The sequence below is a fragment of the Pseudomonas sp. GW821-FHT10B02 genome, assembly GCF_059415665.1.
The window spans coordinates 26,488-53,122 of record NZ_JBWKNR010000008.1; the positions used below are offsets into that span (position 1 = coordinate 26,488).

Here is a 26,635-nt window from a genome sequence, read left to right on the forward strand (position 1 = left end):
GCTTAGCGTCCCTTGAAAGCTGGGGTGCGTTTGGCCATGAAGGCGCTGACGCCTTCACGGTAGTCTTCGCTGCGCCCGGCCAGGCGCTGCAGGTCGCGTTCGAGGTCGAGCTGTTCGTCGAAGCTGTTGTTCAGGCTGGCGTTCAGACTGCGCTTGATCAGCGCCAGGCCGTAGGTCGGCTGGCTGGCCAGGTGGCGCGCCAGTTTCAGCGCTTGATCGCGCAGCTCGGCGTCGTCGACCACCCGGTAGATCAGCCCCCATTGCTCGGCCTGCTCGGCGCTCAGGCGCTCGCCGAGCAGCATCAGCGCCATGGCGCGGGCAGTGCCGACCAGGCGCGGCAGGGTCCAGGTGCCGCCGGAGTCGGGGATCAGGCCGATCTTGCAGAACGCCTGGATAAAGCTCGCCGAACGCGCCGCCAGGACCAGGTCGCAAGCCAGCGGAATGTTCGCCCCGGCACCGGCGGCGACGCCGTTGACCGCGCAGATCACCGGCAGCGGCAGGTCGCGCAGGGCGCGAATCAGCGGGTTGTAGTACTGCTCGATGGACTCGCCCAGGTCGGGTGCGGCGGCGTCCGGGGCGACGTTGCGGTCGCCCAGGTCCTGGCCGGCGCAGAAGCCGCGGCCTTCGCCGCTGAGCAACAGCACGCGCACTTCGGGGTTCTGCCGCACCTGTTTGAGGGCTTCGCGCACTTCAGCGTGCATCTGCGCGTTGAAGCTGTTGAGTTGTTCCGGGCGATTGAAGCTGAGGGTGGCAACGCCTTCCTCGATGGCAAACAGGATGTGCTGGAAATTCATGGCAGGGGTGCTCTAGGGATAACCAGGGAACGGGCAGCCAGGCTTACTGGCCAGTGAATTCGGGGCGGCGCTTGGCCTGGAAGGCGGCGATACCTTCATTGCGGTCGGCAGTGCCGGCCAGCACGGTGAAGGCGTGGCGCTCGAAGCGCAGGCCGCTGGCCAGGTCCGTGTCCTGGGCCTTGAGCAGCGCTTCCTTGGCCAGGCGCACCGCCAACGGCGCTTTCTGTGCGATCACGCGGCCGATGGCGATGGCGCGATCGACGGTGAACTCGGGCTGGGTCACTTCACTGACCAGGCCGGCACGCTGGGCGAAGCGTGCATCGATGGCTTCGCCGGTGAGCACCATCTGCATGGCCAGCGATTTGCCGACCGCGCGCAGCAGGCGTTGGGTACCGCCGGCGCCGGGCATGATGCCGAGGTTGATTTCCGGCTGACCGAAGCGGGCGTCTTCGCCAGCGATGAGGATGTCGGCGTGCATGGCCAGTTCGCAGCCGCCGCCCAGGCAAAAGCCGTTGACCGCGGCGATCAGCGGTTTGGAGAAGGCGGCGATGCGCTGCCAATGGGCGACGCGCGGGTCGTTGAGGATGCCGACCAGGTCGCGCTCGGCCATTTCCTTGATGTCGGCGCCAGCGGCGAACGCCTTGCGGCTGCCGGTGATGACCACCGCGCGGGTGTCGGGGTCGCGTTCGGCGTGGTCCAGTTCGGCCGCCAGTTCACCGAGCAGCTCGGTGTTCAGGGCGTTCAGCGCTTCCGGGCGCTGCAGGGTGATCAGGCGTACGCCCGCTTCGGTGGCAAGGACGGCAAGGGTGCGAGGCATCAAACGCTCCTCAGGCTGCACGCGCGGCTTGGTTGGCCGGCTAGTTATTGGTAGTTGCGGCGATCTGCCGGGCAGCGACGAGGGTGCCTGCCAGGGCCGACTTTTTCCGAGTATACGCACAAAGCGATACAAAACAACAACGCAAAAATATAATTTTGTGTCTTATGTGTTGATGCTTTAGTGGTGCTTGTTCCGGGGTTAAGGCTGCTAAACCCGGCTGGAATGAGGGTTGTAGCGCGCTGTTGGTGCAGAGTAGTCGCTACGTTTCGCTGATATTCCGATACAGGTGTCTTTACTTATTTATCAAAAAGCGTTGTGATACAGAAAATCCCATCAAGCGCATCGCTTTCTGTAGCTTTGTGCCGTGCCGCCAGCTTTTCGAGGATCTACGCGATGCCGTCCACTGCCACCCGTGCCGCCCAGGAACTGTTCGACCACCACCGCGCCACGCTCGACCGCGCGTTGCAGGCCATTGCCGAACGCGGCTACTGGTCGCCCTACAGCGAGCAGCTCAAGCAATACCCGCAAGCGGCGATAGAGGGCGCACAGGCGGCATTCGAGGCGCTGCTCAACCGGCCGTTCGTGCTGCAAGGTCCGGCTGCGGTGGGGCGCGCAGGTGCCGAGCGTTCGCCCTATGGTTTCGACCTTGGTGTCAGCTACGATCAGTACGACCCGGAACAGTTACTGGCACGTCAGCAGCAGGCGCTGCCGGCCTGGCGCGATGCCGGCCCGCAGGCGCGGGTCGGCGCCTGTCTGGAAATTCTCCAGCGCCTCAACGCGCTGAGCCCGACCCTGGCTCATGCGGTGATGCACACCACGGGCCAGGCTTTCATGATGGCCTTCCAGGCCGGCGGCGCGCATGCCCAGGACCGTGGTCTGGAAGCTGTGGCCTACGCCTGGCGGGCGATGGCCGAGGTGCCGCAGGCGGCGCAATGGCTCAAGCCACAGGGCAAGCTCGATCCGCTGCACCTGGACAAGCGCTGGCACATCGTGCCGCGCGGCCTGTCGCTGGTGGTCGCCTGTTCGACCTTCCCGACCTGGAACACCTATCCGGGCCTGTTCGCCAGCCTGGCCACCGGCAACCCGGTGTTGGTCAAGGCGCACCCGGGGGCGATCCTGCCGGTGGCGATGAGCGTCCAGGTGGCACAAGAGGTGCTCGCCGAACTGGGCTTCGACCCGGCGCTGGTCAGCCTGGTGGTCGACACCCCTGAGGCGCCGGTGGCGCAGCAGCTGGCGCTCGATCCGCGGGTCAAGCTGGTCGACTTCACCGGCTCCAATGCCTTCGGCGAGTGGCTGGAGCGTCACGCGCTGCAGGCCCAGGTGTTCACCGAGAAGGCGGGCATCAACACGGTGATCATCGACAGCACCCGCGATCTCAAGGCGGTGGCGAAGAACCTGGCGTTTTCCCTCAGCCTCTATTCCGGGCAGATGTGCACTACTACCCAGGCTATCTATGTGCCGCGCGGCGGGATCCGCAATGGCGACGAACAGCTCAGCTTCGCTCAGGTTGCCGAAGCACTGAGCGCTGCGATCAACGCTTTACTCGCCGACAACGACCGCGCCTGTGCGGTGCTCGGCGCCATCCAGGCGCAAGCGACAGCGGCACGCATCGACGCCTGCCGTGAGCTGGGCGACGTGCTGCTCGACAGCGAAGTACGCGAGCACCCGCAGTTCCCCGGTGCACGGGTGCATACGCCGCTGCTGCTGAAGGTCGACGCGACGCAGCGCGACGCTTATACGCAAGAGCGCTTCGGCCCCATTGCGTTCATCGTTGCCACCGACGACAGCGCGCACAGCTTGCAGGTCGCCCGCGAAGTGATCGCCGCCAAGGGCGCCATGACCCTTGGCGTGTACTCCACCGACGAGGCGTTCCTCGAACAGGCTGAAGCCTTGGCTCAGGATGTTGCCGTGGCGCTGTCGGTGAACCTCGACGGCGGCGTGTTCGTCAACCAGTCGGCGGCTTTCAGCGACTTCCATGCCACTGGCGGCAACCCGGCGGCGAATGCTTCGATCAGCGACGGCGCCTTTGTCAGCCGGCGCTTCGTCATCGTCCAGAGCCGCCGCCACGCGGCCCAATGAGGACACTGCCATGACGTGCTACAGCCTCGACGGCCTGACCCCGGTCGTCCACCCCAGCGCCTATGTGCACCCCAGTGCGGTGCTGATCGGCGACGTGATCATCGCTGCCGGCTGCTATGTCGGCCCGTTGGCCAGCCTGCGCGGCGACTTCGGGCGCATCGTCCTGGAAGAGGGCGCCAATATTCAGGACACCTGCGTGATGCACGGCTTCCCTGAGAGTGACACGGTGGTCGGGCGCAACGGCCACATCGGCCACGGCGCGGTGCTGCACGGCTGCCGCATCGGTGACGACGTACTGGTCGGCATGAATGCGGTGGTGATGGACAACGCCGAGATCGGTGCGCGCTCGTTCGTTGCCGCCACTACGTTCGTCAAAGCCGGCTTTCGCTGCGACGAGCAGTCGCTGGTGCTCGGCTCGCCAGCGCAGGTCAAACGTCGCCTCAGTGATGAGGAGGTGGCCTGGAAGCTGGCGGGTACCGAGGAATACCAGCGCCTTGCCCAGCGTTGCCTGCAGGGCCTGGTCGCCTGCGAGCCGCTGCGCGAGGTCGAAGCGGCTCGTCCGCGGATCAGCGCCAGCACCTTGCGGCCCAAAGGGGAGGGGCAATGAACAGTGCGGTGAAGCTTGCTGGCAATGGTCAGGACTGGCGCTCAGCGGGTATATTTCGCAGCAATCTCATGCCCGGTTCTCCCATGACGTCCCTTGCTCCCCTCAATCAGTTGATCACCCGCTTCCAGCAGCAGACTCCGCTGCGTGCCAGTTCGTTGATCATCACCCTCTATGGTGATGCCATCGAACCACACGGTGGAACGGTCTGGCTCGGTAGCCTGATCCAGTTGCTCGAACCCATTGGCATCAACGAGCGGCTGATTCGTACGTCCATTTTCCGCTTGACCAAGGAAGGTTGGTTGAGCGCCGAGAAGGTCGGCCGACGCAGTTACTACAGCCTCACAGGGACCGGTCGTCGGCGATTCGAGAAAGCGTTCAAGCGCGTTTACAGTTCGGCGCTGCCCGCCTGGGATGGTTCCTGGACCCTGGTGCTGCTTTCGCAACTGCCGCAGGACAAGCGCAAACAGGTGCGCGAAGAGCTGGAGTGGCAAGGTTTTGGTGCGATCTCGCCGGTGATGCTGGCTTGCCCGCGCTGTGAACGCGCCGATGTGGTGGCGACCTTGCAGGATCTTGAGGTACTGGAAGACACCATTCTGTTCGAAACCACCGCGCAGGACGTACTGGCCTCCAAGGCACTGCGCATGCAGGTGCGCGAGAGTTGGAACATCGAGGCGCTGGCCGCGCAGTACAGCGAGTTCATCCAGTTGTTCCGGCCATTGTGGCAAGCGCTGCGCGAGCAGGATGAGCTGCAGCCGATGGACTGTTTCCTGGCGCGAACCTTGCTGATTCATGAATACCGCAAGTTGCTGTTGCGCGATCCGCAACTGCCCGAAGAGCTGCTCCCAGGAGACTGGGAAGGGCGAGCGGCGCGTCAGCTGTGCCGCAATATCTATCGTCTGGTCCAGGCCAGAGGCGAAGAGTTTCTCAGCAGCGCGCTGGAAACGGCCGACGGTCCGTTACCGGAGGTCGGAGAGAGTTTCTATCGGCGCTTCGGCGGGCTTAAATAGCCGCGGCAGGTGACGGGGAAATTGCCGGACATTGAGGTAACCCAGGCGCGATGAGGTCGGTGCCTGGCTAATAATAAAAATAGCAGAGAGGCCTGTGACATCGTGATGACTGCAAGTGCGCTCAGGGCAGACCGTTTTGATGAATGGCTGCAGCAAATCAACCAGGCTTGTGGCCGTTTTTGTGCCAGCACCCTGGGGCCCGACTTTTCCGGCTCGGTAAAGGAGCACAAGGTCGGCGCGATCAAGCTGAGTCTCGTTGATGTCGCTCAAGCTCGTCTCTATCGCACCGGGCGTGAAGTAGAGCAGAGCGAGGGCAGGCATTTCTTCGCCGCGTTCCAGCTGCAGGGCCATGCGGCTATGGAGCAGGACGGCCAGCGCGTGACGTTGCGTCCTGGCGATATCACGCTGATCGATGCGACCTTGCCAAGCGATTTCACCTACAGCGACAACTCGCGCCAGCTGTCGTTGATTCTGCCCCGGCATCTGGTCGAGCACAGCCAGCGTTTCAGTAATATTCGCTGCGCTCAACGGATCGATGCCAGCTCGCCGATTGCGCTGCTGGCCAATCGACTGGTGTTGGAGGCGAGCCGTCTGGACACGCTCAGCCTGCACGAGAGCGAAGCCACGCTGGATGCCATCGTCAGCTTGTTGCGCCCGGTCATTGGCAGTACCGAGGCTGACCCGGATGTGCACGAGCGGATGTTCCGCAAGACCCTTGCGTTCATCGATGAAAACATTCGTAGCGAAGAATTGTGCCCCGAGCTTCTGGCGCGCGAAGTAGGGGTGTCGGTGCGCGGTTTGTACCGCATGTTCTCGAAGAAAGGCCTGGTGGTTGCCCAGTACATCAAGAACCGTCGCCTGGATTTTTGCGCCGAGTCCTTGCGCCACAGTGGGGCGGAGCAGAAGCTTTCCGCCTTGGGTTATTCCTGGGGGTTCTCCGACGCCAGCTATTTCTCCACCGCCTTCAAAGCCCGCTTTGGCGTAGCGCCCGGCGAGTACCGCAAGCGTTACCAGCACTGATTTCCCGCCCACCACAACCCTGATCAGACGTGAAGGGTTGTGTCTCCTGAGCCGCCAATAGCGCGCTTCGCTCATCAATGCCCGTCAGGTTGGCAGCGCAGCCAATACGACTGGCATGCAGAAAAAAACCTTGTTTGGCCACTGCGGTTTAAATCGACAGGTCAAAGACCATCGTCCGTCCTGCGCAGCCGATGGTTTCTCCCATGGCAGGAGTTGTAGTGGGCAAAGCGGATGCTCAGGTCAGAGGTTTCAGTTCCATGCATAACAACAAGATTCGCCAGTGCCTGGCCGGCTTCACCGTGCTGGCGCTGTTCCAGGTTTCTCAGGTGCAGGCAGCCGCCTGCGCGCCAGCATCGGTGGACAAGGGCAGCAAGCTGTTCGCTCAGGAGTGCTCGGTGTGTCATGCCGTCCAGAAAGGCGTGACGGGCATGATGGGGGTCAACCTCAATGGGGTGGCGGGCCGCACCTCGGGCACCTTCCCGGGCTTCAGCTATTCCCAGGCGATGAAGGACAAGGCCGTGGACTGGAAAGCCGAAAGCCTGCAGGCCTTCATCACCCAGCCGCAGGCCTTCGTGCCTGGAACCTACATGCCCTACACGGGGATGGCCGCTGCCGAAGATAGCGCAGCGGTTGCCTGTTTCCTGACCCGGCAGTGAGCCAGGGTCGACCCAATGAATGATGAGGAATGACAATGAGCAAGGTTGATGTACTGCCGCAGGTCGCCGCTTTTCTGCAGCGTCGGCACGGTTGCTTCATCGATGGCCAGTGGGTTGTGCCTGAAGGTGCCACCTCGCCGGTATTGAATCCGGCGACCGGTGAGACCATCGCCCAGGTGGCCGACGCCAGCGTCGAACTGGTCGAGCGCGCTGTGCTCTCGGCGCACAAGGCGCACGAAGCACGGGTCTGGTCGGGCCTGCGCCCGGCTGATCGCGAGCGCATCCTGCTGCGTTTCACTGCTTTGGTGGAAGCGCACGGAGAGGAGTTGGCGCAGCTGGAAACCCTGTGCCAGGGCAAATCGATCAACATGGCACGGATGCTTGATGTCGGGGCCACCGTTGAATTCATGCGCTACATGTCCGGTTGGGCGACGAAAATTGAAGGGCAGGCTCTCGATGTCTCCATCCCGTTGCCGGAGGGCGCGCGCTACACGGCGTTTGCCCGCCGCGAGCCGGTGGGGGTAGTGGCCGGTATCGTGCCGTGGAACTTCCCGCTGATGATCACCACCTGGAAGTTGATGCCAGCACTGGCCACCGGCTGTACGGTAGTGATCAAGCCGTCGCCGGAAACCCCGCTGACCGCCCTGCGCCTGGCCGAGCTGGCCATCGAAGCGGGCATTCCTGCTGGCGTGTTCAACCTGGTGACCGGGGCGGGCAACGTCGGGCAGGCGCTTGCCTCGCACCAGAAGATCGACAAGGTGTCGTTCACCGGTTCCACCGCTGTGGGCAAGATCGTCGGCGGCGTCGCGGTGCAGAACATGACCCGCTTTGCGCTCGAGCTGGGTGGCAAGAATCCGATGATCATTCTTGCTGATGCCGATATCGACAAAGCCGTGCAGGGTGCGCTGCTGGGTGGCCTGCTCAACAACGGCCAGGTGTGTGCCGCCGCCTCGCGCTTCTATGTGCACCGTTCGCGCTACGATGATTTCGTCGCCGGCCTGGCGGCAGCGGTTTCGACCATGTCGATCGGAGCGGGCATGGATACCGCCGCAGCGGTCAACCCGCTGGTGTCGCGCAAGCAGCAGCAAAGTGTGCTCAAGCACATCGAGACGGCCAAGCAGGAAGGCGCCCGTGTGGTTACCGGTGGCGAGTTGGTGGAGGGTGCCGGTTTCTACGTGCAGCCGACGGTGCTCGCTGACGTCAACCATGACATGGCGGTGGCTCGTGCTGAAGTGTTCGGGCCGGTGCTGTCGGTCATTCCGTTCGACGACGAGGACCAGGCCATCGCCATGGCCAACGATAGCGTATACGGCCTGGCTGCCAGTCTGTGGACCAATGACCTGACCAAGGCGATGAACCTGGTGCCGCGTATCGAGGCGGGGACTGTATGGGTCAATGCTCATGTGTTGCTCGATCCGAACATGCCGTTCGGCGGGGTCAAACAATCGGGCATGGGGCGTGAGTTTGGTCGGGCGGTGGTTGAGGCTTATACCGAGATCAAATCGGTGTGTATCGCGCACTGATTGTTTTTTGCTCTTTCGGGCAGGCCATAGGCCTGCCATTTTTTTTGCTGCGAGCTTATCCATTTTGTGTGGCGATACTGCCGGCAGCATCGCCACAAAAAATGGATAAGCCCGCAGCCGCAACACCCCCCAACAAAAAGCCCGCCAATAGGCGGGCTCAATCTCAGCACACTCTCAATAACTCATACCATCTTCTATCGCGATCCCCTTGGCACGCATCTGACTGATCAGCTCGGCACGGGCATTCGGTACATTGAGCACCGACCTGTGTCTCACCGCCGCCACTTCCTCGCCGGTGTACGGCTGGTAGTGCTCAGGCAGACTCGTACCGGCAATACCGTCCTTGCGCATCAGCCAGTTGATCAGCACCGCCAGTTGCTCATCGTTGAGTGCCGACTGGGCCATACCCGGCACCCGCACAAGGAACTCGCGTCCACCGTCGACCTTGAGGAAATTCCCGACGAAGTCTTTCATGCGCGGCACATCATTGGCCCTGGAGCCGCTGCCGTCGCCGAGGTGGCAGCCCGCGCACTGCAACTGATAGTTCACCGCCGCGCTGTAGCCCGCCTGGGCGATAGGGGTTTGCACCGCTTCGTTGCCGGGCGCGTGTTTCTGGTTCGGGTCGGGAATGGCCCGTGCCATGGCAAGCGGAGCTGCCAGGGCGCAGGTCAGACCGATGATCAGCAAAGAGCGCATGATCGTCGCCACCTCAGACCGCGATGCCGCGGATGATCGACACGGTGCAATGGTAGATGTGCGACTTGGCGGCCAGGCACCAGTTCACGTCGTTGTTGTTGAACGGCCGATAGGCCGGTTCCTCGCTGTCGTTGCGGGTACAGGCGCACTGGTTGCAGCTGTGCTTACCGCAGCAGTCGTTGTAGGAAATGATGTAGTCCTTGCCGTCCGCAGGGTTGCGGCAGGTGCCGATCCAGGTCACCTGGGAAGCCTCGGTGCCGGGTGGGCACGAATTCACGCTACCGCCGCAGCAGGAGCACAGGAAGCCGTCGATCGAGCAGTAACGCCAGTAGTCGCAGCTGTTCGGGTCACCCGGATCGCCAGCCATCGGCTTGTCGGCGGCCAGCGCCTTGCTGGTGCGGTCGATCGGCAACAGTACAGGCAGGGCCGCGCCGGCAATCATCAGCGAACCGATGCGGCCGAGGAGTTTGCGCCGCGAGGTGGTGTCGGCGACGTGGCGGGCAGAGCGCTCGAACAGGAGGTCGAGGAGTTTCATGGGCCTGTCCTTTCGTTATCGTTATGCGTGGGAGTGTGGAGTGCTGTGGTCATGGGCATGGGCATGACCATGCGTGTCGCTGTTGCCGTGCAGGTACTGCTGCAGGGTGGCGCTGCCCAGGTGCTCGGCTTCGAACAGGCTGTCGAGGTGTTCGCGCGAGTTGACCAGGCCCTTGGCACGCAACACGCCGCTCTGGTCGATCAGCGCCGCGTAGGGCAGCTTGCCGATCTGATAGGTCATGCCGACTTGCGGGCCGACCACGTAGGTGGCGTCTTCCAGTTTGTGTTCCTGGATCAGCTTCTGCTGGGCGTCCATGTCGCCGTCGCTGACGAACACCACGTCGAGGCGGTTGGCTTGTTCCTTGGCGATCGACTTGATCGCCGGCAGCAGCGATTTGCAGATCGGGCAGGTCGGCGAGAGGAAGAACAGCAGCTGGGCTTTTTCACCGGCGTAGCCGAAGTTGACCGGGCGGCCGTTGCGATCGGCGGCGGTGACTTGTGGCGCCGGCTCGTTGACCGCAACGCCTTTGTCGACCATCAGTGCACCGGCCGGGGCCAGGCGTGAGTGCAGTACGCCGATCTGGCGGACCAGACCCATCACGGCGAAGGCGAGGGCGATCAGCAGTGCCCAGAGCAGGATGTTGGAGACGATCAGGCCTTCCATAATTTACCTTCCAATAAGTTTGAACAGACGAGGACCGTTGGCCAGCAGGCCTTCGGCGGCGGCGTAGATGAGCAGCGCAACGGCGCTCGCGGCGATTACCACGAAGCCGTCGAACAAGCCGAGGTCGCGCGCCTGCGGGGCGATGCCGGCGGCCAGCGCCAACATCACCAGTACGCTATTGCGCACCAGCAGCACTGGGCGCAGCGGTTGCGCCTGGTCGGGGCCCGAGCAGCCGCAGTCGATGTCGGCGCGACCGCGCCACAGGTTGATGCCAATAGCGGCTGCGTACAGCGCCAGTAGCGCTGCGGCCAGCAGGGCGGCGGTCGGCCGGCTGGCCGGAACCAGCAGGGCGAAGGCCACGCCGATTTCCACCAGCGGCAGGCCGCGGGCGACCAGTTTGAGCAGCGCCTGCGGCAGCAGCTGGTAATCCTCCAGCTGTTTGCGAAAGCGTACCGGCGCACGGAGCTTGTGGGTTGCGGCGCTGGCCAGGATCACCGCAACGGTGATCGCGCTGGCGAGGATCAGGATCGGATCGATGTGCATGGACTCACCTCGCTCAGTGGCTGAGAATCTGCGTGGCGGTTTTATGCAACTTTTCCATCGTGCCGGTGTGCTTGCCGCTCTTGAGGTCGAAGATGTCCATGCCGCCGCCGACGTTGATGCCGAGCAGCAGCGGGTTGTCGTCGCTGGTGGCCTGCAGGCTCCAGATCGGCGCGCCTTCGGTGCTCAGGGTGGCGATCTTCTTCTGGCTCTTGAGGTCGAAGGCCCAGATGGTGTTGCTCGGGTCTTCCCACTTCATCGCCTCGTGGGCGTCGTGCATCAGCACGTACAGGCGGTTGAGCTTTGGTGCGACAGCTATCAACTGCCAGCCGCCCGGCGCCCAGCCAGCTTTCTTCTCTTCGTCGTTGACCAGCGACCAGGTCGGCAGGATTTTCGCTTCCTTCCCAGACAGGTCCAGGGTGTACACGGTGCCGGTGGTGGTGGTGAAGTAGAAGGTGTCGCCGACGTTCACGCCGCGCTCCACCAGCTTCTCCGCATTCGGGTCGAAGAACTTGGTCTGGGTACGCGCGGTTTCCTTGCCGCTGTCGTCGAGGGTCAGCAGCTGGATGCTGCCGTCGCCGCACAGCGAGGCGATGCGGCGCTTGCCCACCGGATAGCTGAGCACGCAGCCGGGAATGGCGATTTCGCCGGCCACGGCCCTGGACTGGGTGTCGACCACGGTGATCGAGGTCGACGGAGTGAAGTTGTAGACATAGACGAAGCGGTCGTCGGCGCTGGTGGAAAGGCCGAAGCGCTGGGTCAGCGACTCGGCGCGCTTGGCCGGAATGACCACTTCCCACTCCGGTGCCAGCTTGGAGGTATCCCAGGCGGTCAACACGTCGGTGCGGGTGCCGCGGGTGCCGCGCGAATAGAACAGGTCGGCGCTGTACAGCAGCTTGCCGTCACGGCTCAGGGTCGAGGGGGCGGCGAAGCCGGTGCTGATCATGCCGAGGAAACGCTTCTGGTCCGGGTCGACCACGACCACGCGGCCGGTGACAAAATTGTCGAACTCGACATCGACCATATAGGCGCGGTGCGGCGATGGCGGGAACGGCAACACGGTCTGGCCGATGCCGCTGTCAGCGGGCAGCTCGGCGAGGGCGGGGTACGCGCCGGCGAGCGACACGCCAAGAGCCAGGGTGGTTTGAGCAAGGATCCTGGTTATTCGCATCAGGGGGGCTCCCTTAATTATTGGATTTAGCGGATCGCGAAGGCATTGGCAGGGTTGTGCAGGCTTAGTCTGCCCTGAGGGCGTACAGGCGACATTGCTGTGCCTGCCAACCCGTTGTTTGCCTGTGCCAGTCCGTGCTTGCGGTGTGAATCAGATGCGGAAACTGTCCACCAGGTGCTTGAGGCGGGCAGCCTGCTGTTCCAGATCGCCACAGGCGCGCAGGGTGGCGTTGAGGTTTTCCACGCCTTGCTGGTTGAGGGTGTTGATCTCGCTGATGTCCATGTTCAGGGCTTCGATCACCGAGGTTTGCTCTTCGGTTGCGGTGGCCACTGACTGGTTCATGCCATCGATCTCACCGATACGCAGAGTCATGCTGCCCAGGCGTTCGCCGGCCTGATTGGCGATGGTCACGCTTTCTGCACTGTGGCTTTGGCTTTCGGTCATGGTGGTGACCGAGTCGCGGGCGTCCACCTGCAGGCCCTCGATCATGCTCTGGATTTGCTGCGCCGAGGCCTGGGTGCGGTGGGCCAGGTTGCGCACCTCGTCGGCGACCACGGCAAAGCCGCGGCCGGCTTCCCCGGCGCGCGCCGCTTCGATGGCGGCGTTAAGGGCAAGCAGATTGGTCTGCTCGGAGATGCTTTTGATCACTTCGAGGATCTGGCCGATATCCACGGTTTTACTGTTGAGCATTTCGATATTGCTGCTGGAGGCGCTGATTTTGCTCGACAGCTGGTGCATCGCCGAGATGGTCTTTTTCAGTACCTGGCTGCCTTCTTCGGCCAGTTGCCGGACGTCCGAGGCCTGATGGGAAGCGTCTGCGGCGTTGCGCGCGATTTCCTGGGCGGCGGCGCCCAACTGGTTGATCGCGGCAGCTACGCTGTTGGTGCGGCTGGCTTGTTCGTCGGAGTTGCTCATGGACGAGTTGGAGGCGTTGACCACTCGGGTGGCGACCTCGTTGAGTTGGCGAGTGGTCGACGACACTTCACCGATCGAGGTGTGGATACGTTCGACGAAGCGGTTGAAGGCCTTGGCCAACTGGCCGATCTCGTCGCGCGACTGCACAGCCAGGCGACGGGTCAGGTCGCCTTCACCCTCGGCAATGTCTGCGAGCATGTGGGTCAGGCTCTGCAGCGGGCGGGTGATGCGCAGGGCTGCCAGCCAGATCAGCAGCACGCCGAGCAAGGCCGCGCCGCTACCGAGCAGCAGTTCCAGGGTAGTGGCCTGTTCGCGCTGGCGGTCGAGCTGTTGTTGCAGACGCTCAGCTGGCGCCAGCAGGATGTTCTGCGGCACGCCTACGAGGATGCCCCAGGGCGCGGCATCGGTGATGGGGGCAAGCGGCTCGAGTACGTTGATCTGTTGCTGGTCGACGAACACCTTGGCCTGCTTTTGTCGCAGAGCGCCCAGCACCCCGTCGGCCTCGCTGCCCAGGACCTGGCTCAGGCGCTGGCCGAGGCGCTTGGCATCCTGGCTGTGCGCTGCTATCACACCGCTCGGGCTGATGATGCTGATCCTGCCGTTGCCGTCGAACAAGCCACGGCTGCTGGCCTCGCTGCTCTGTTGCAGGGCGGCGAGGTTGATGTCGAGGCCGATGACAGCGATGACCTTGCCGTTTTCCATAAGCGGGAAAGCGATGCTGGTGACCAGCTTGCGCGTACCGGAAGCCTCGTCGAAGTAGGGCTCAAGTACGCAGGCCGCCTGACGGTTGCGGGCGCAGGTATAGAACGCGTTGTACGGGCTGCCGCTGGGGCCGGGCTGGGTATTGGCCAGCAGGCCTTCGTCGCCGATGACCGGTTGCAGTTCGCCTGGCGTGCTCTGCACCCAGTACAGGGCGTAACGTCCGGCCTCGTTGCTGCCCAGCTCGGTCTGACCGGCGAAACGGCTGTCGGCGCCGTCCAGGGCGTTGGCTTCGAAAATCACATAAAGGCCGAGCAGGTCGGGCTTGTCGATCAAGGCCTGACGCAGTTGCCGGGTCAGTTCCTGGCGTAATTGCTGCGGCGCCAGCTCACCGTGTTGCGCGCGTTGACGCAGATAGAGCAGATAGCGTGACAGCCCTTGGCCGTACTCATGGGTTTGCATGAAGGTGCGTTGCACCTGCAAGGCCTGCACCTTGGCCAGTGCCTGCATATGGCTTTCGGCGGCGCTGGCGAGCATGGCGCTGCTGGCGTGCTTGACCTGTTCGCTACTGTTCCCGGCCTGGTACAGCGACAGCCCTACCAACAGGGCGACAATCAACAAGAGGCAGAGGCTGGCGAGCAGGGTGATCTTGCTTTGAATAGTCAGGAGACTGGAGCGCATGAAAGGGACCCGGATCGAGGCGAATGCTCAGCGGGTGACGGCGCTGCCGCCACCCGCAAGGCTTCAGAAGGAGGTGGCAAATACCAGCTGGCTGTACAGGTTGTTGCTGTTGCTGCCCAGCTGAGTGCCGCCTTGTTCCGCGCTCTTGTCCGGTTGGTACAGGCCAACGAGCGGCATCACCATCAGGTGCTCGTTGACGGCCCATTCGGCATACAGGTTGAATTCCTGGCCGTCGGTGTTGCCAAGGTTACGGTCGATGGTGTCGAAGTTGAATGCCAGCAGGCCGATGTTCAGGTTTTCCAGCGGCGATACCTTGAGCTCGACTTTCTGGACGCGCGTGTTGCTGTTGAACGGGCCGGCATAGTTGCCGGCGACCTCACCCTGGAACCAGGTGCCGTAGCCACGGCTAAAACCATTGAACAGTGGGTCGTAGCCTTGCGAGTAGCGGCTGTAGCGATAGCTGACATTCGGCGACCAGGCGACATCGGCGAAGGTCCAGCCGGCCTCCAGGTACCAGGCGTCTTCGGTGCTGGTGTGGGGTTTGTCCTGCTTGGCGTATTCGCCGGAGAGGAACAGGTTTTCTACCCCGGCATTGCCGGCGGCACGCAGGCTGTAAGTCTTCATGCCGTCGCGCTCGAGTTGGACCGGCGATGCGTACTGCTCATCCACATCGGTGGTGTCGATGTAGGTCAGGCCTACGGTGCCGGCATCGGCTACGTGCTCCAGGGTCGCTACGTACATTTCGGTCTTGGCCTGGGCGCGGTTGTCCGACTTCAGCCACATCAGGTCGCTGCGCCAGCCTTGTTTACCACCCAGGCGCAGCACGGCGGTCTGGTCAAAGGCTTTGCGCGCGGCCAGGTAGTAGGCGCCGCCGCGGTTGAACTCGCCATCGGCCAGGCCTTTGCCGAGGTTGAGCGCATCGCCCTGGATCAGAAAACCGTCGCCGACGCTGATGTTCTGGCGACCGAAAGAGAAGTCGATGCCATCCTCGCCGAGGGCCTGGAGCAGGTTGCCGGAGCGCCAGCCGAGGTAGGCGTCTTCGATTTTGGTGGTGCGCTCGGAACCATCGCTGAAGCCTGCGGCATCGCCGTCGCCCCAGGTTCCTGAGCTGAGCAGCGAGAATGCGCCATAGGCGGTGCCGGCGCCGGCCAGGCTCTGGTCGCCACTGAGTCCATATTTGATGTACCCCTCGCGCCAGGAGGACGAGCCTTGTTGCAAGCGTCCGCTGATGGCGTAATTCTCCTCGCTGTGGAACATCCCGAACACTGCTTCGAGATTGGCGTTCAGGTGGCTGTTGTCATCGGCATACAGCTCATAAGCGCTGGCTTGAGTGGCAGCTGCGAGCAGCAGGGCGAGCGTGGAGAGGCGAAGCAAGGGCGACTTGTGCATGGACGGGGTTCCGTTCTTATTAGTGTCGGCGTGCAACTCGGTTGAGTTGCTGCGGATACTAAGTCGTCGCTTCGGGCTGTCCTTTTGCCTGCTTGCCATCCGTTTGCGTGTGTCTGCCAGATTGTCTGTGCAGCTCAAGCGCTTGTTCCCAGGCGGCAGGCGCCGCGTTTTCAGCGCAGACTAAAGCTGCTGATTTTTTTGGTTTTTTTATAAGATTTCGCTTTACGACAGGTACAGACCTGCGTATTATGCGCCCCACAGCAGGCACATAGCTCAGTTGGTTAGAGCACCACCTTGACATGGTGGGGGTCGTTGGTTCGAGTCCAATTGTGCCTACCAAATCTCGACAGAAAGGGCGATCCGAAAGGATCGCCCTTTTTGCATTCTGCTATGCCTGAATCACAGCTCGGCGCTGGTTGTGGTGTGGCCAAAGTGGTGGGTCCACAATTGGGCGCCCAGTTGCCCGCTGCGGTCCAGGGACGAACCGACGGTCAGGTCGGTGATCAGTGTCGGGGTCAGCCCGGCGTCGAACAGGGCAAAGCCTGCAGCCAGCACGCAGGTATCGGTCTGGATGCCGCACACCAGCACGCGCTCGGGGTTGAGCTGCCTGAGGTGGGCGATGGTTTCTGGCGACGGACTGTAGCCGTACTTGATGAACACCTGGTCGGCAGCGATCAGGCTGTCGTCATCCTTGGCCGGTTGCCAGCCGAGCTGGCGCTGGAACGGCGTGCGGCTTTCATCATGACGCTCGACCGTGGCCACCGAGGGCATGCGCCCAAGCAGGCCGTTGATGCCGTCGATCAACCATTGCGGCGGGTTGAACGAGGGTTGTACGTCGATGATCAGCAGTGCCTGGCGCATGAGGCTCCTTTGATGGATGCAGTGGGGCTGCTTTGCAGCCATCGCCGGCAAGGCCGGCTCCCACAATAGTTCGGCTTTCACCCGCCCCTGTGGGAGCCGGCCTTGCCGGCGATAGGGTCGATAAGGCCACCGATTGTAACCTTTGCCCTGCGCACAAATGCTAAAATCCGCCGCTTGTATCCAGGAGATAGACGCGTGCGCAAAGTGGCGATGGTAATGGCAGTACTGGCTCTGGCCGGCTGCGAAAATGCAGTCGAAGGCGTGCACAAGCAGATTGCCGAGCAGTTGCCCAATCCGAAGACGGCCAAGTTCGGCAACGTGCGCATCGACAAGCAGGGCACAATCTGCGGTCAGGTGCGCAGTAAAGATGACGCCGGTACCTTCTTGCCTTACCGCAGCTATGTAGCCTTCAAGCAGGGCGAGGGTTACGACATCGTCCTCGCCGACAAGGGCAGCAACCTGCGCATTCGCGAAGCCTGTGGCGGTGCCGAGCTGCAACGCAGCGCCGAAGCCGTGGCCGATAAACCCGCCCCTGAGGGCTGGGATGTCGAAATCGTGCAAGGCCCGAACATGGGCGCCCTGAGCGACATGACTGCCCGTCTGATCGAAAAACAGATCCCTTCGTCAGTGGTGTACCGCGACGGCAAACCGGTGGTATTGCTTGGTCCGTTCCCGAGCAAAGCCGAAGCCGAAGCCAGGCAGGCTGATGTAATGGCGCGCCTGGGCACTGACTCTATCGTCATCCAGCACGACGCGCCGCGCTAGCCAGTAGCTTTCCCGGCCCCGTACACTCACGGTTCAACGCAAGGAGAGCCGTGATGATGAAGGAAGCATCCCCCGCCATTACCCTGCAGCGCGCAATCGAACAGCACATCGAAGGGCTGGTCGCGCTGTACAGTCATCCGCAGGTAACCCGCCAGGCCCTGTACAAACGCCATGGCTTTGAAGTCGAAGGACAATTGCGCGACTATGCTATGCGTGACGGCAGGTTGACCGATGTCTACAGCATGGCGCGTCTGCAACGACGCGAACGTTGAGCGGGAGGGCCTTATGTCTACGCTGGAGCGAGCCATTGCGGTGGCAGCCAGGGCACACGAAGGGCAGCAGGACAAGGGCGGCGCAGCCTATATCCTGCACCCGTTGCGGGTGATGATGCGGGTCTCGACCGTCGAACAGCGCATCGTTGCGGTGTTGCACGATGTGCTTGAAGACTCTCCCATGACCTTGTCGGACCTGGCGCGCGAGGGCTTTGCCCTGAAGATCCTCGCGGCGGTGCAGGCATTGAGTCGCCGCGATCAGGAAAGCTATGAGGCGTTCGTCATGCGCCTGGGCGGCGATCCATTGGCGCGGGTGGTGAAACTGGCTGACCTTGCCGACAACAGCGATCTCTCGCGCATCGCCATCCCCGGCCCTGAAGACATGGCGCGCCTGGCCCGTTACCAGCAAGCCAGCGCCTACCTGCAGGCGCTGGCCTGATGCTTAGCCGCAGGCGCTGAGGTTGACCGGGCCGACAAACGCGTTGCCGTGCCCCATCACACAGGCCACCCGCTGGTTGCGCTGGCGCTCCCAGGGCTGCGGCGGGTAGGTCTTGTTCCAGGCCTCATAGAGCTGGCGGTCCTGTTTCGACAGTTTGAGGTTGTACTGCTTGCTCATATAGAAGTAGGTGCGCGCGATCATGCCGCGGATCGACGGCCGCGGCATGACTTTCTTGGCCTTGAAATCGACCTGGGTCAGGCATGAGCCGTACTGCCCGCGCTGTTCTGGCAACCAGCCGAAACTGAAGTTGCTGCGGTCACCGTTGACCTCGCCAATGCTCGGCACCAGGTTGTGCAGATCGGCTTCGGCGCGCTGGTAAACCTTGTCGTTGCGCGTGCAGTTCTTGCGCCCGCCGTCTTGCCAGCACTGGCGCTGATGACCGATCTGCCAGGCCGGAACGATATGCTCCCATTCGATGCGCGAAGCGCGGTTGGCATTCTTGCGCGGGACATAGCCGCACCCGGCGAGGTCGACCTTGTTGCCGTTGTACTTGCAGCCACAGTAGAACTCGGTGGACTGCGGCGCATACAAACGCCAGGCGACCTTCTTGGCTTCGTTGAAGGTGCGCGGCGCATCGGCGTAGGCGGTGACACTGAACAGCAGGCAAGCAACTGCAAAAAACGAAACTCTCATGCCGGTTCAGTCTTCCTTTGGCACAACCCAGAAAATCTGCACGCCACCGTCATCGCGATAGGCGAGGGTGACGTTGTCGTTCTCGCCGATTTCCTCGAGCAGGGTGGCCCAGTCATCAGGTGACTCGTGCTCCAGGCGGAAGATCAAGGCGGCGCGGGACTTTTGCGCCGTCGGTGAATTGATGATTTTCTGGATGCGAATGCCCAGTTGCTCGTAACTGCTGGCAGGGGCGGAAGTGGTGGCCACGAAACGTTCCTTATTGAGCTGTATGTGCATACAGTATTTTACTGTAAGCAATTTCGCAACAGCTCGTCAGTGAAAGAGCGCATGTGACCGCAAACCGCGCAGTTTGCTGCGGTCTGTTTAAAGTTTTTTTGCTGAGGGTGGGGGAGGTACGCTTGCCCGTCCTACGGGGCGGGCAAGCGTCGGCGGGGCACTGGACTCAGTATTCCCAGAAGATCCGCTGCAGCTCTTTGCTGTCCTGGGTCTTGGTCAGGGCGACCATGGCCAGGATCCGTGCTTTTTGCGGGTTCAGGTCGTGGGCCACGACCCAGTCGTTCTTGTCGTCAGGCTGCTCGGCGTTGCGCAGCACGAAGCCGCCGGCGTTGACGTGGGAGGACCGAATGATCTGCACGCCGTCCTTGCGCAGTTCCTGCAGGGCAGGCACTACGCGCGACGACACCGAACCGTTGCCGGTGCCGGCGTGGATGATCGCCTTGGCGCCACCTTGAGCCAGCGCCTTGTAGGCGGTGTCGGTCACGTTGCCGTAGCCGTAGGCGATGTCCACCTGGGGCAGGCTGCTGATCTTCTTGATGTCGAATTCCGAATCCAGGGTGTGGCGCTTGGCTGGCAGGCGGAACCAGTAGGATTTGCCTTCGACCACCATGCCCAGCGGGCCCCATGCGCTCTTGAAGGCTTCGGTCTTGATGTTGACGGTCTTGCTGACGTCGCGACCCGACTGGATCTCGTCGTTCATGGTGACCAGTACGCCTTTACCGCGCGAGTCTTTGTTGCTGGCAACGGCCACGGCGTTGTACAGGTTGAGCATGCCGTCGGCGGACATCGCGGTGCCCGGGCGCATCGAGCCGACGACCACGATCGGCTTGTCGGTCTTCTCGACCAGGTTGAGGAAGTAGGCGGTCTCTTCCAGGGTGTCGGTGCCGTGGGTGATGACGATGCCGTCGACGTCCTTGCTGTCGGCCAGCTCAGCCACGCGCTTGCCCAGTTGCAGCAGGTTGTCGTTGCTGATGCTTTCAGAGGCGATCTGCATCACCTGTTCGCCGCGCACATTGGCAAGGTTTGCCAGTTCCGGAACACCGGCGATCAGCTTGTCCACCCCCAGCTTGGCGGCCTGGTAGGTCGCGCTGTTGGCGGCGCTGGCGCCGGCGCCTGCGATGGTGCCACCGGTGGCGAGAATCACCACGTTGGCCAGTTTCTGTTGGTTCTCGACTTCCTTGGCGTTGACGCCTGCGGGCAGTAACAGCAGCAGGGCCAAAGCGCCCGGAACGAAGGAGTGAAGCGCAGCTTTCATCGTTGTTCTCTCTTATGACTGGAGTTCGCTGTGTAACCCGCAGGAAAGAGCAGAAATCGAGCCAGCTCTGCCGTTCGTCGTGTTTCATGTTCAATCGATTGATTTATATGAGTTTTCATTTGACGTGACGAAGGCGTACGAGGGGCTTGGCGTTCGAAAACCCGAATAACCCTATCTGGGGGGTTCGGTTTTCCGAGTAATTTGACGATAATTCCCACAGGCAACTTCCAGCAAGTTTGCGCCGTCGAATTTGACAAAGTCTGGTTGCGTTCCCATAGTGAGTTAAAGCAAACGTTTGCGACCCGATAAAAATCATAAGATTCGGAGTAAATACATGAAGCTGCCGTTCGCAGGACGCCTTTTGGCGGTCGCCGTACTGTCCTCGCTCTCCCTCGCAATGCCCCTGTCCCAGGCCCAGGCCGACGACGCCAAGCCGAAAGTGGCGCTGGTGATGAAATCCCTCGCCAACGAGTTCTTCCTGACCATGGAAGACGGCGCCAAGGCCTACCAGAAAGACCACGCCAGTGAATTCGAGCTGGTTTCCAACGGCATCAAGGACGAGACCGATTCCGGCAACCAGATTCGCATTGTCGAGCAGATGATCGTTTCCGGGGTCAACGCCTTAGTCATTGCCCCGGCGGACTCCAAAGCTCTGGTGCCGGTGGTGAAAAAGGCCATGGACGCCGGCATCACCGTGGTCAACATCGACAACCGCCTGGACCCTGAAGTCCTCAAGAGCAAAAACCTCAGCGTACCGTTCGTAGGCCCGGATAACCGCAAAGGCGCGCGTCTGGTGGGTGAGTACCTGGCCAAGGAAAAACTCAAGGCCGGTGACCAGGTCGGCATTATCGAAGGCGTTTCGACCACCACCAACGCCCAGCAGCGTACCGCCGGCTTCAAAGACGCGATGGAAGCCGCGCAGATCAAGATCGTCTCGGTGCAGTCGGGCGACTGGGAAATTGCCAAAGGCAATGCAGTTGCCGCCTCCATGCTCAATGCCCACCCCGAGCTCAAGGCGCTGCTGGCCGGTAACGACAGCATGGCCCTGGGCGCCGTTTCGGCGGTGCGCGCGGCGGGCAAGGCTGGCCAGGTTCAGGTGGTCGGCTACGACAATATCAACGCGATCAAACCGATGCTCAAGGACGGCCGCGTGCTTGCCACCGCCGACCAGTACGCCGCCAAACAGGCGGTGTTCGGCATCGAGGCGGCGCTGAAGATGCTCAAAGGCGAAAAGCCTGAAGTGGACGCTGACAACGTCATCCAGACCCCGGTCGAATTGGTCACCCAGTAGCGGCATGGCGTGCGCCTGCCCGACGGCGGGCGCCAGGAGATCAAGTAATGTCAGCGACTGCGGATGTCGTGCTTTCAGTCAGCGCAATCGGCAAAACCTACGCCCAGCCGGTGCTCGGTGATATCGAGCTGAGTCTGTATCGTGGCGAGGTATTGGCCCTCACTGGCGAGAACGGCGCGGGCAAGAGCACCCTGTCGAAAATCATCGGCGGCCTCGAGCTGCCGACCACCGGGCAGATGCACTATCAGGGGCAGACTTACCAGCCCGGCAGCCGTGCCGCTGCTGAGCGTCTTGGCGTGCGCATGGTCATGCAGGAGCTCAACCTGCTGCCGACCCTGACGGTGGCCGAGAACCTGTTTCTCGACAACCTGCCCAGCCGTGGCGGCTGGATCAGTCGCAAGCGCTTGCGTGAGCAGGCCCGGGCCGCCATGGCTCAGGTCGGTCTCGACGCTATCGACCCGGACACCCCGGTCGGCGAACTGGGCATCGGCCATCAACAGATGGTGGAAATTGCCCGCAACCTGATCGGCGACTGCCATGTGCTGATTTTCGATGAGCCGACGGCCATGCTCACCGCGCGCGAGGTCGAGTTGCTGTTCACCCAGATCGAACGCCTGCAGCAGCGTGGGGTGGCCATCGTCTACATCTCTCACCGCCTGGAAGAGCTCAAGCGCATCGCCCAGCGCATCGCCGTGCTGCGTGATGGCAAGCTGGTGTGCGTCGAGCCCATGGCGCGCTACAGCAGCGCAGAGCTGGTCAACCTGATGGTCGGCCGCGAACTGGCCGAGCACATTGACCTGGGCCAGCGCCAGATCGGCGCGCCGATTCTCAAGGTCAATGGCCTGAGCCGCGCCGACAAGGTGCGCGATGTCTCTTTCGAAGTGCGCAGCGGCGAAATTTTCGGCATTTCCGGGCTGATCGGTGCCGGTCGCACCGAACTGCTGCGTTTGATCTACGGTGCCGATCGCGCCGACAGCGGCGCTATCGAGCTGGGCCAACCGTTGCGCCCGGTGCAGATCGACTCCCCTGTAGCCGCAGTGCGCGAAGGCATCGCCCTGATCACCGAAGACCGCAAGGGTGAAGGGCTGCTGCTGTCGCAATCGATCAGCGCCAACATCGCCCTGGGTAACCTGCCGGCGATTTCCCGCGCTGGCGTGCTCGACGGTAATGCCGAACGTGAATTGGCCCAACGCCAGATCAGCGCCATGCGCATTCGCAGTTCCAGTCCCGACCAGGTGGTTGGCGAGCTGTCCGGTGGCAACCAGCAGAAGGTGGTCATCGGCCGCTGGCTGGAGCGCGATTGTACGGTGCTGCTGTTCGACGAACCGACCCGTGGCATCGACGTCGGTGCCAAGTTCGACATCTACGGCCTGCTCGCCGAACTGGCGCGCCAGGGCAAGGCGCTGGTGGTGGTCTCCAGTGACCTGCGCGAACTGATGCTGATTTGTGACCGCATCGCTGTGCTCAGTGCCGGACACCTGATCGACACCTTCGAACGCGAGCATTGGACCCAGGATCAACTACTGGCCGCAGCCTTTGCCGGCTATCAGAAACGTGATGCGTTGCTGCATGAAGCGGCACCCAGGACAACCTCATGAAAACCACTCCAGTGGACACCGCTGCTCCCAACGGCAAGCGCAACAGCAGCTATTACGGCCTGGGTACCTACCTGGGCCTGGCGGGCGCCTTGCTGGCAATGATTGTGCTGTTTTCCTTCCTCAGCAGTCATTTCCTGTCTTACGGCACCTTCAGCACCCTGGCCAACCAGATCCCCGACCTGATGGTCCTGGCGGTCGGCATGACCTTCGTCTTGATCATTGGCGGCATCGACCTCTCGGTCGGCTCGGTGCTGGCCCTGGCGGCCTCGGCGGTCAGTGTGGCGATCCTCGGCTGGGGCTGGAGCGTGCTGCCGGCGGCGTTACTCGGCATGGGCGTGGCAGCGCTGGCCGGGAGCATCACCGGTTCGATTACCGTGGCCTGGCGGATTCCATCGTTCATCGTCTCCCTCGGCGTGCTGGAAATGGCCCGCGGCCTGGCTTACCAGCTGACCGACTCGCGCACTGCCTACATCGGCGACGCTTTTGCCTGGCTCTCCAATCCGCTGGCGTTTGGCGTATCGCCATCGTTCATCATCGCCTTGCTGGTGATCATCCTTGCCCAGCTGGTGCTGACCCGCACGGTGTTCGGCCGCTACCTGATCGGTATCGGCACCAATGAAGAAGCGGTGCGCCTGGCCGGTATCGACCCGCGTCCGTACAAGATTCTGGTGTTCTCGCTAATGGGGCTGCTGGCCGGCCTTGCCGCACTGTTCCAGATCTCCCGTCTGGAAGCCGCCGACCCCAATGCCGGCTCCGGCCTTGAACTGCAAGTCATCGCCGCCGTGGTTATCGGCGGCACCAGCCTGATGGGCGGGCGCGGTTCGGTGATCAGCACCTTCTTCGGTGTGCTGATCATCTCCGTGCTGGCTGCAGGCCTGGCCCAGATCGGCGCATCAGAGCCGACCAAACGCATTATCACCGGGGCGGTCATTGTGATCGCCGTGGTCCTCGACACCTACCGTAGCCGACGTTCAAATCGGCGGAACTGACCCATGGCAACTATCAAAGATGTCGCGGCACTGGCGGGGATTTCCTATACCACCGTGTCCCATGTACTGAACAAGACCCGACCGGTCAGCGAGCCGGTGCGCCTGAAAGTCGAGGCGGCCATCGCCGAGCTCGACTACGTGCCCAGCGCCGTCGCCCGTTCGCTCAAGGCGCGCAGCACCGCCACCATTGGCCTGTTGGTGCCCAACAGCGTCAACCCGTACTTCGCCGAGCTGGCCCGCGGCATCGAGGATGCCTGCGAGCGCAACGGCTACTGCGTGATCCTGTGCAATTCCGACGACAACCCGCAAAAGCAGCGCAGCTACCTGCGCGTGCTGCTGGAGAAACGCATCGACGGCTTGATCGTCGCCTCGGTGGGGGAAGACAGCGACCTGCAGGGCAGCCTGGCCAATGTACGTACACCGATGGTGATCGTAGATCGCGCCCTGGAAGGGGTTGAAGCCGATCTGGTCAGCATCGACCACGAGCAGGGTGCATACCTGGCGACCCGGCATTTGCTCGAATTGGGCCATCGTGAAATCGCCTGCATCGGCGGCCCGGCCAGCACCAGCACCGCGCAATTGCGTCTGGCCGGCTTCCGGCGTGCCTTGGCTGAAGCCGGGGTTGCGGTTGCCGACGAGCACATCGTCAACAGCGATTTCACCAGCCTGGGCGGTTATGCCGCCGCCGCGCAGTTGCTCGACGGCCAGCGGCCGACGGCGATCTTCGCCGGTAACGACATGATCGGCATCGGCGTGCTGCGCGCCGCCGCCGAGCGCAACATCTGCGTGCCCGGCGAGCTGTCGGTGATCGGTTTCGACGACATCCAGCTCAGCCGCTACGTATTCCCGGCGCTGACCACCGTCGGCCAGTCGATTCGCGAACTGGGCGAGAGCGCCGCCGCCCTGTTGCTGTCGCGTATCGCCCAACCGCTGCGCGGCGCGCCGGAGCAGCGCATCGTCGCACCGAAGATCGTGCTGCGTGAGTCCACCGCACCGCGTCCAGACCTCTTCAATGAATACCGCTGAGAACAGAACAGTCATGCACGCCAAGGTAGTAGTGGTAGGTAGCCTCAACATGGACCTGGTAGCCCGCGCCCAGCGCCTGCCGCGTGCCGGCGAGACCCTGGCAGGTGAGTCGTTTGCCACCGTGCCGGGCGGCAAGGGCGCCAACCAGGCGGTGGCCGCGGCGCGCCTGGGGGCGGCGGTGGCGATGATCGGCAACGTCGGCGACGATGCCTACGGTCAACAGCTGCGCCAGGCCTTGCTCGACGAGCAGATCGACTGCCAGGGCGTGGCGGTGTGTGCAGGGGTATCGAGCGGCCTGGCGTTGATCGTGGTCGATGCCAGCAGCCAGAATTCCATCGTCATCATTCCTGGTGGCAACGGCCAGCTGATGCCTGAATCGGTGCAAGCCTTCGATGTCTTGCTGCAAGGCGCCGAAGTGATCATCTGCCAGCTGGAAGTACCTGCGCAGACCGTGGCCTACACCCTGGAACGTGGCCGTGCCTTGGGCAAAACGGTGATCCTCAACCCTGCGCCCTGCACGGGGCCTTTGCCGTTGAACTGGTACGGCGCAATCGACTACCTGATCCCCAACGAAAGCGAAACACAGGCGCTGACCGGGTTGCCGGTGACTGACCTTGCCAGCGCCGAAGCCGCCGCCAGTCACCTGCGCAGCCTCGGGGTGAAAAACGTCATCGTCACCCTCGGCGCCCAAGGGGCTTTGTTCGCCAATGCCCAAGGCTTCAAGCACTTCCCGGCGCCGGTGGTGCAGCCAGTGGATACCACGGCGGCGGGCGACACCTTTGTCGGTGGCTTTGCCGCTGCGCTGGCACGCGGGGCGGAGGAGGGCGAGGCGATTGCTTTCGGGCAGCGCGCTGCGGCCCTGTCGGTCACCCGCGCTGGTGCGCAGCCTTCGATCCCTTACCTGGCCGAGTTGCAGCCATGAAAAAGACGCCCTTGCTCAATATCGCCCTGTCACGGGTCATTGCCTCGCTGGGGCATGGGGACATCCTGGTCATCGGCGACGCCGGTTTGCCGGTGCCGCCCGGCGTCGAGCTGATCGACTTGGCGCTGACCCCCGGGATACCCGACTTTGCCAGCGTTCTGCGCACAGTGCTGAGCGAGATGCAGGTAGAAAGCCACGTGCTCGCCGATGAAATTTTCAAGGCCAATCCCCCCGGCCTGACCGCCATCGAGCAGTGCCATGCGCATGGCCAGCTCGGTGTCCGCAACCTGCTTAGCCACGTCGAGTTCAAACAGCTCAGCCGTGGTGCCCGCGCCGTGGTGCGCACGGGTGAATGCCAGCCCTACAGCAATATCGTCTTGATCGCTGGCGTTACTTTCTAGAAGCTTGCCTCACAAGGACCTGTCCGATGATTGAATGGATTCAACCTGCCAAACG

The 26,635-nt window shown here is 62.7% G+C and carries 27 protein-coding genes, 1 tRNA gene and 1 pseudogene; 16 read left to right on the forward strand and 13 right to left on the reverse strand.

The window, feature by feature from the left end; all coding sequences use genetic code 11:
* Positions 1-2: 2 nt before the first annotated feature.
* Complete coding sequence (paaG, locus tag AC07OF_RS13535; protein WP_495072981.1) at positions 3-794, reverse strand: 2-(1,2-epoxy-1,2-dihydrophenyl)acetyl-CoA isomerase PaaG; 792 nt, start codon at positions 792-794, stop codon at positions 3-5.
* Positions 795-837: 43 nt separating this feature from the next.
* Complete coding sequence (gene paaF, locus AC07OF_RS13540) at positions 838-1,611, reverse strand: 2,3-dehydroadipyl-CoA hydratase PaaF (protein ID WP_495072982.1); 774 nt, start codon at positions 1,609-1,611, stop codon at positions 838-840.
* Positions 1,612-2,004: 393 nt separating this feature from the next.
* On the opposite strand from paaF, the gene paaN reads away from it, so the two are divergent.
* From paaN to AC07OF_RS13570, 6 genes are all read left to right on the forward strand, one after another.
* The gene (paaN, locus tag AC07OF_RS13545) at positions 2,005-3,690 is read left to right on the forward strand and encodes a phenylacetic acid degradation protein PaaN (protein WP_495072983.1); all 1,686 of its coding nucleotides are present in this window, start codon (positions 2,005-2,007) and stop codon (positions 3,688-3,690) included.
* A gap of 10 nt (positions 3,691-3,700) precedes the next feature.
* Positions 3,701-4,297 carry a phenylacetic acid degradation protein PaaY gene (gene paaY / locus AC07OF_RS13550; protein ID WP_157192007.1) on the forward strand — a complete coding sequence of 199 codons (597 nt, stop codon included), beginning with the start codon at positions 3,701-3,703 and terminating at the stop codon, positions 4,295-4,297.
* Positions 4,298-4,380: 83 nt separating this feature from the next.
* Positions 4,381-5,304 carry a phenylacetic acid degradation operon negative regulatory protein PaaX gene (paaX, locus tag AC07OF_RS13555; RefSeq protein WP_157192008.1) on the forward strand — a complete coding sequence of 308 codons (924 nt, stop codon included), beginning with the start codon at positions 4,381-4,383 and terminating at the stop codon, positions 5,302-5,304.
* A 102-nt stretch (positions 5,305-5,406) separates the two neighbouring features.
* Positions 5,407-6,324, forward strand: coding sequence for a transcriptional regulator FeaR (gene feaR / locus AC07OF_RS13560; RefSeq protein WP_157192009.1), 918 nt, complete (start codon positions 5,407-5,409; stop codon positions 6,322-6,324).
* Positions 6,325-6,581: 257 nt separating this feature from the next.
* Positions 6,582-6,980: a c-type cytochrome gene (locus tag AC07OF_RS13565; RefSeq protein WP_157192010.1), complete on the forward strand. Its 399-nt coding sequence runs from the start codon at positions 6,582-6,584 to the stop codon at positions 6,978-6,980.
* 35 nt (positions 6,981-7,015) lie between these two features.
* Entirely contained in the window at positions 7,016-8,503 is a 1,488-nt protein-coding gene (locus AC07OF_RS13570; protein WP_495072984.1) for an aldehyde dehydrogenase family protein, read from the forward strand.
* A 174-nt stretch (positions 8,504-8,677) separates the two neighbouring features.
* On the opposite strand, the gene AC07OF_RS13575 is transcribed toward AC07OF_RS13570, so the two are convergent.
* The 7 genes from AC07OF_RS13575 to AC07OF_RS13605 form a co-directional block, all read right to left on the reverse strand.
* Positions 8,678-9,199, reverse strand: coding sequence for a cytochrome C (locus AC07OF_RS13575; protein ID WP_157192013.1), 522 nt, complete (start codon positions 9,197-9,199; stop codon positions 8,678-8,680).
* 13 nt (positions 9,200-9,212) lie between these two features.
* Complete coding sequence (locus tag AC07OF_RS13580) at positions 9,213-9,734, reverse strand: methylamine dehydrogenase light chain (protein ID WP_157192014.1); 522 nt, start codon at positions 9,732-9,734, stop codon at positions 9,213-9,215.
* A gap of 21 nt (positions 9,735-9,755) precedes the next feature.
* The gene (gene mauD / locus AC07OF_RS13585) at positions 9,756-10,397 is read right to left on the reverse strand and encodes a methylamine dehydrogenase accessory protein MauD (protein WP_495072985.1); all 642 of its coding nucleotides are present in this window, start codon (positions 10,395-10,397) and stop codon (positions 9,756-9,758) included.
* 3 nt (positions 10,398-10,400) lie between these two features.
* On the reverse strand, positions 10,401-10,940 hold the full coding sequence (locus AC07OF_RS13590; protein WP_495072986.1) for a MauE/DoxX family redox-associated membrane protein: 540 nt from the start codon (positions 10,938-10,940) through the stop codon (positions 10,401-10,403).
* A gap of 13 nt (positions 10,941-10,953) precedes the next feature.
* Entirely contained in the window at positions 10,954-12,108 is a 1,155-nt protein-coding gene (locus AC07OF_RS13595; protein WP_476445512.1) for an amine dehydrogenase large subunit, read from the reverse strand.
* Positions 12,109-12,258: 150 nt separating this feature from the next.
* Positions 12,259-14,403, reverse strand: a complete 2,145-nt coding sequence (locus tag AC07OF_RS13600; RefSeq protein WP_495072987.1) for a methyl-accepting chemotaxis protein — start codon at positions 14,401-14,403, stop codon at positions 12,259-12,261.
* Positions 14,404-14,466: 63 nt separating this feature from the next.
* Positions 14,467-15,792, reverse strand: coding sequence for an alginate export family protein (locus AC07OF_RS13605; protein WP_495072988.1), 1,326 nt, complete (start codon positions 15,790-15,792; stop codon positions 14,467-14,469).
* A 262-nt stretch (positions 15,793-16,054) separates the two neighbouring features.
* On the opposite strand from AC07OF_RS13605, the gene AC07OF_RS13610 reads away from it, so the two are divergent.
* Positions 16,055-16,131 (forward strand) — tRNA-Val (locus AC07OF_RS13610).
* A 60-nt stretch (positions 16,132-16,191) separates the two neighbouring features.
* Here AC07OF_RS13610 and AC07OF_RS13615 read toward each other — a convergent pair.
* Positions 16,192-16,653 carry a cysteine hydrolase family protein gene (locus AC07OF_RS13615; protein ID WP_495072989.1) on the reverse strand — a complete coding sequence of 154 codons (462 nt, stop codon included), beginning with the start codon at positions 16,651-16,653 and terminating at the stop codon, positions 16,192-16,194.
* Between the two features lie 195 nt (positions 16,654-16,848).
* Between AC07OF_RS13615 and AC07OF_RS13620 the strand changes: the two genes are divergently transcribed.
* From AC07OF_RS13620 to AC07OF_RS13630, 3 genes and pseudogenes are all read left to right on the forward strand, one after another.
* The gene (locus tag AC07OF_RS13620; protein ID WP_157192021.1) at positions 16,849-17,418 is read left to right on the forward strand and encodes an SPOR domain-containing protein; all 570 of its coding nucleotides are present in this window, start codon (positions 16,849-16,851) and stop codon (positions 17,416-17,418) included.
* Positions 17,419-17,573: 155 nt separating this feature from the next.
* Positions 17,574-17,690 (forward strand): annotated as a pseudogene (locus AC07OF_RS13625) (GNAT family N-acetyltransferase); the annotation flags it as partial.
* 13 nt (positions 17,691-17,703) lie between these two features.
* Positions 17,704-18,129, forward strand: coding sequence for an HD domain-containing protein (locus tag AC07OF_RS13630; protein ID WP_157192022.1), 426 nt, complete (start codon positions 17,704-17,706; stop codon positions 18,127-18,129).
* A gap of 3 nt (positions 18,130-18,132) precedes the next feature.
* Here the strand turns inward: AC07OF_RS13630 and AC07OF_RS13635 are convergent, their stop codons facing one another.
* From AC07OF_RS13635 to AC07OF_RS13645, 3 genes are all read right to left on the reverse strand, one after another.
* Complete coding sequence (locus AC07OF_RS13635; RefSeq protein WP_157192023.1) at positions 18,133-18,822, reverse strand: endonuclease; 690 nt, start codon at positions 18,820-18,822, stop codon at positions 18,133-18,135.
* Between the two features lie 6 nt (positions 18,823-18,828).
* Positions 18,829-19,098: a DUF1654 domain-containing protein gene (locus tag AC07OF_RS13640; RefSeq protein WP_495072990.1), complete on the reverse strand. Its 270-nt coding sequence runs from the start codon at positions 19,096-19,098 to the stop codon at positions 18,829-18,831.
* A gap of 166 nt (positions 19,099-19,264) precedes the next feature.
* Positions 19,265-20,353, reverse strand: coding sequence for an asparaginase (locus AC07OF_RS13645; protein ID WP_495072991.1), 1,089 nt, complete (start codon positions 20,351-20,353; stop codon positions 19,265-19,267).
* A 334-nt stretch (positions 20,354-20,687) separates the two neighbouring features.
* On the opposite strand from AC07OF_RS13645, the gene AC07OF_RS13650 reads away from it, so the two are divergent.
* The 6 genes from AC07OF_RS13650 to rbsD are packed head-to-tail and all read left to right on the forward strand — an operon-like array spanning position 20,688 to position 26,580.
* A complete protein-coding gene (locus tag AC07OF_RS13650) occupies positions 20,688-21,644 on the forward strand; it encodes a sugar ABC transporter substrate-binding protein (RefSeq protein WP_495072992.1) in 957 nt (318 codons plus the stop codon).
* A gap of 47 nt (positions 21,645-21,691) precedes the next feature.
* Positions 21,692-23,242, forward strand: a complete 1,551-nt coding sequence (locus AC07OF_RS13655) for a sugar ABC transporter ATP-binding protein (RefSeq protein ID WP_461531161.1) — start codon at positions 21,692-21,694, stop codon at positions 23,240-23,242.
* Positions 23,239-24,231 (forward strand): ABC transporter permease, encoded by a 993-nt coding sequence (locus AC07OF_RS13660; protein ID WP_157192028.1) that lies wholly within the window; start codon positions 23,239-23,241, stop codon positions 24,229-24,231. The genes AC07OF_RS13655 and AC07OF_RS13660 overlap by 4 nt, the downstream gene beginning before the upstream one ends.
* A gap of 3 nt (positions 24,232-24,234) precedes the next feature.
* Positions 24,235-25,257, forward strand: a complete 1,023-nt coding sequence (locus AC07OF_RS13665) for a LacI family DNA-binding transcriptional regulator (protein WP_038609599.1) — start codon at positions 24,235-24,237, stop codon at positions 25,255-25,257.
* Positions 25,258-25,270: 13 nt separating this feature from the next.
* A complete protein-coding gene (gene rbsK, locus AC07OF_RS13670) occupies positions 25,271-26,179 on the forward strand; it encodes a ribokinase (protein WP_495072993.1) in 909 nt (302 codons plus the stop codon).
* Complete coding sequence (gene rbsD / locus AC07OF_RS13675; RefSeq protein ID WP_495072994.1) at positions 26,176-26,580, forward strand: D-ribose pyranase; 405 nt, start codon at positions 26,176-26,178, stop codon at positions 26,578-26,580. The genes rbsK and rbsD overlap by 4 nt, the downstream gene beginning before the upstream one ends.
* The last annotated feature ends 55 nt before the right edge of the window (positions 26,581-26,635 follow it).

What these genes read in the sequence shown, in the direction of transcription:
- AC07OF_RS13565 (WP_157192010.1), top strand. Translation starts at nt 6,582, where the DNA reads ATGCATAACAACAAGATTCGCCAGTGCCTGGCCGGCTTCACCGTGCTG.
- paaN (WP_495072983.1), top strand. Translation starts at nt 2,005, where the DNA reads ATGCCGTCCACTGCCACCCGTGCCGCCCAGGAACTGTTCGACCACCAC.
- AC07OF_RS13590 (WP_495072986.1), bottom strand. Translation starts at nt 10,940, where the DNA reads ATGCACATCGATCCGATCCTGATCCTCGCCAGCGCGATCACCGTTGCG.
- AC07OF_RS13600 (WP_495072987.1), bottom strand. Translation starts at nt 14,403, where the DNA reads ATGCGCTCCAGTCTCCTGACTATTCAAAGCAAGATCACCCTGCTCGCC.
- AC07OF_RS13635 (WP_157192023.1), bottom strand. Translation starts at nt 18,822, where the DNA reads ATGAGAGTTTCGTTTTTTGCAGTTGCTTGCCTGCTGTTCAGTGTCACC.
- AC07OF_RS13665 (WP_038609599.1), top strand. Translation starts at nt 24,235, where the DNA reads ATGGCAACTATCAAAGATGTCGCGGCACTGGCGGGGATTTCCTATACC.
- mauD (WP_495072985.1), bottom strand. Translation starts at nt 10,397, where the DNA reads ATGGAAGGCCTGATCGTCTCCAACATCCTGCTCTGGGCACTGCTGATC.
- AC07OF_RS13575 (WP_157192013.1), bottom strand. Translation starts at nt 9,199, where the DNA reads ATGCGCTCTTTGCTGATCATCGGTCTGACCTGCGCCCTGGCAGCTCCG.
- AC07OF_RS13640 (WP_495072990.1), bottom strand. Translation starts at nt 19,098, where the DNA reads ATGCACATACAGCTCAATAAGGAACGTTTCGTGGCCACCACTTCCGCC.
- AC07OF_RS13630 (WP_157192022.1), top strand. Translation starts at nt 17,704, where the DNA reads ATGTCTACGCTGGAGCGAGCCATTGCGGTGGCAGCCAGGGCACACGAA.
- AC07OF_RS13605 (WP_495072988.1), bottom strand. Translation starts at nt 15,792, where the DNA reads ATGCACAAGTCGCCCTTGCTTCGCCTCTCCACGCTCGCCCTGCTGCTC.
- AC07OF_RS13650 (WP_495072992.1), top strand. Translation starts at nt 20,688, where the DNA reads ATGAAGCTGCCGTTCGCAGGACGCCTTTTGGCGGTCGCCGTACTGTCC.
- AC07OF_RS13595 (WP_476445512.1), bottom strand. Translation starts at nt 12,108, where the DNA reads ATGCGAATAACCAGGATCCTTGCTCAAACCACCCTGGCTCTTGGCGTG.
- AC07OF_RS13570 (WP_495072984.1), top strand. Translation starts at nt 7,016, where the DNA reads ATGAGCAAGGTTGATGTACTGCCGCAGGTCGCCGCTTTTCTGCAGCGT.
- paaX (WP_157192008.1), top strand. Translation starts at nt 4,381, where the DNA reads ATGACGTCCCTTGCTCCCCTCAATCAGTTGATCACCCGCTTCCAGCAG.
- rbsK (WP_495072993.1), top strand. Translation starts at nt 25,271, where the DNA reads ATGCACGCCAAGGTAGTAGTGGTAGGTAGCCTCAACATGGACCTGGTA.
- AC07OF_RS13580 (WP_157192014.1), bottom strand. Translation starts at nt 9,734, where the DNA reads ATGAAACTCCTCGACCTCCTGTTCGAGCGCTCTGCCCGCCACGTCGCC.
- rbsD (WP_495072994.1), top strand. Translation starts at nt 26,176, where the DNA reads ATGAAAAAGACGCCCTTGCTCAATATCGCCCTGTCACGGGTCATTGCC.
- AC07OF_RS13655 (WP_461531161.1), top strand. Translation starts at nt 21,692, where the DNA reads ATGTCAGCGACTGCGGATGTCGTGCTTTCAGTCAGCGCAATCGGCAAA.
- AC07OF_RS13660 (WP_157192028.1), top strand. Translation starts at nt 23,239, where the DNA reads ATGAAAACCACTCCAGTGGACACCGCTGCTCCCAACGGCAAGCGCAAC.
- paaG (WP_495072981.1), bottom strand. Translation starts at nt 794, where the DNA reads ATGAATTTCCAGCACATCCTGTTTGCCATCGAGGAAGGCGTTGCCACC.
- paaF (WP_495072982.1), bottom strand. Translation starts at nt 1,611, where the DNA reads ATGCCTCGCACCCTTGCCGTCCTTGCCACCGAAGCGGGCGTACGCCTG.
- AC07OF_RS13645 (WP_495072991.1), bottom strand. Translation starts at nt 20,353, where the DNA reads ATGAAAGCTGCGCTTCACTCCTTCGTTCCGGGCGCTTTGGCCCTGCTG.
- AC07OF_RS13615 (WP_495072989.1), bottom strand. Translation starts at nt 16,653, where the DNA reads ATGCGCCAGGCACTGCTGATCATCGACGTACAACCCTCGTTCAACCCG.
- paaY (WP_157192007.1), top strand. Translation starts at nt 3,701, where the DNA reads ATGACGTGCTACAGCCTCGACGGCCTGACCCCGGTCGTCCACCCCAGC.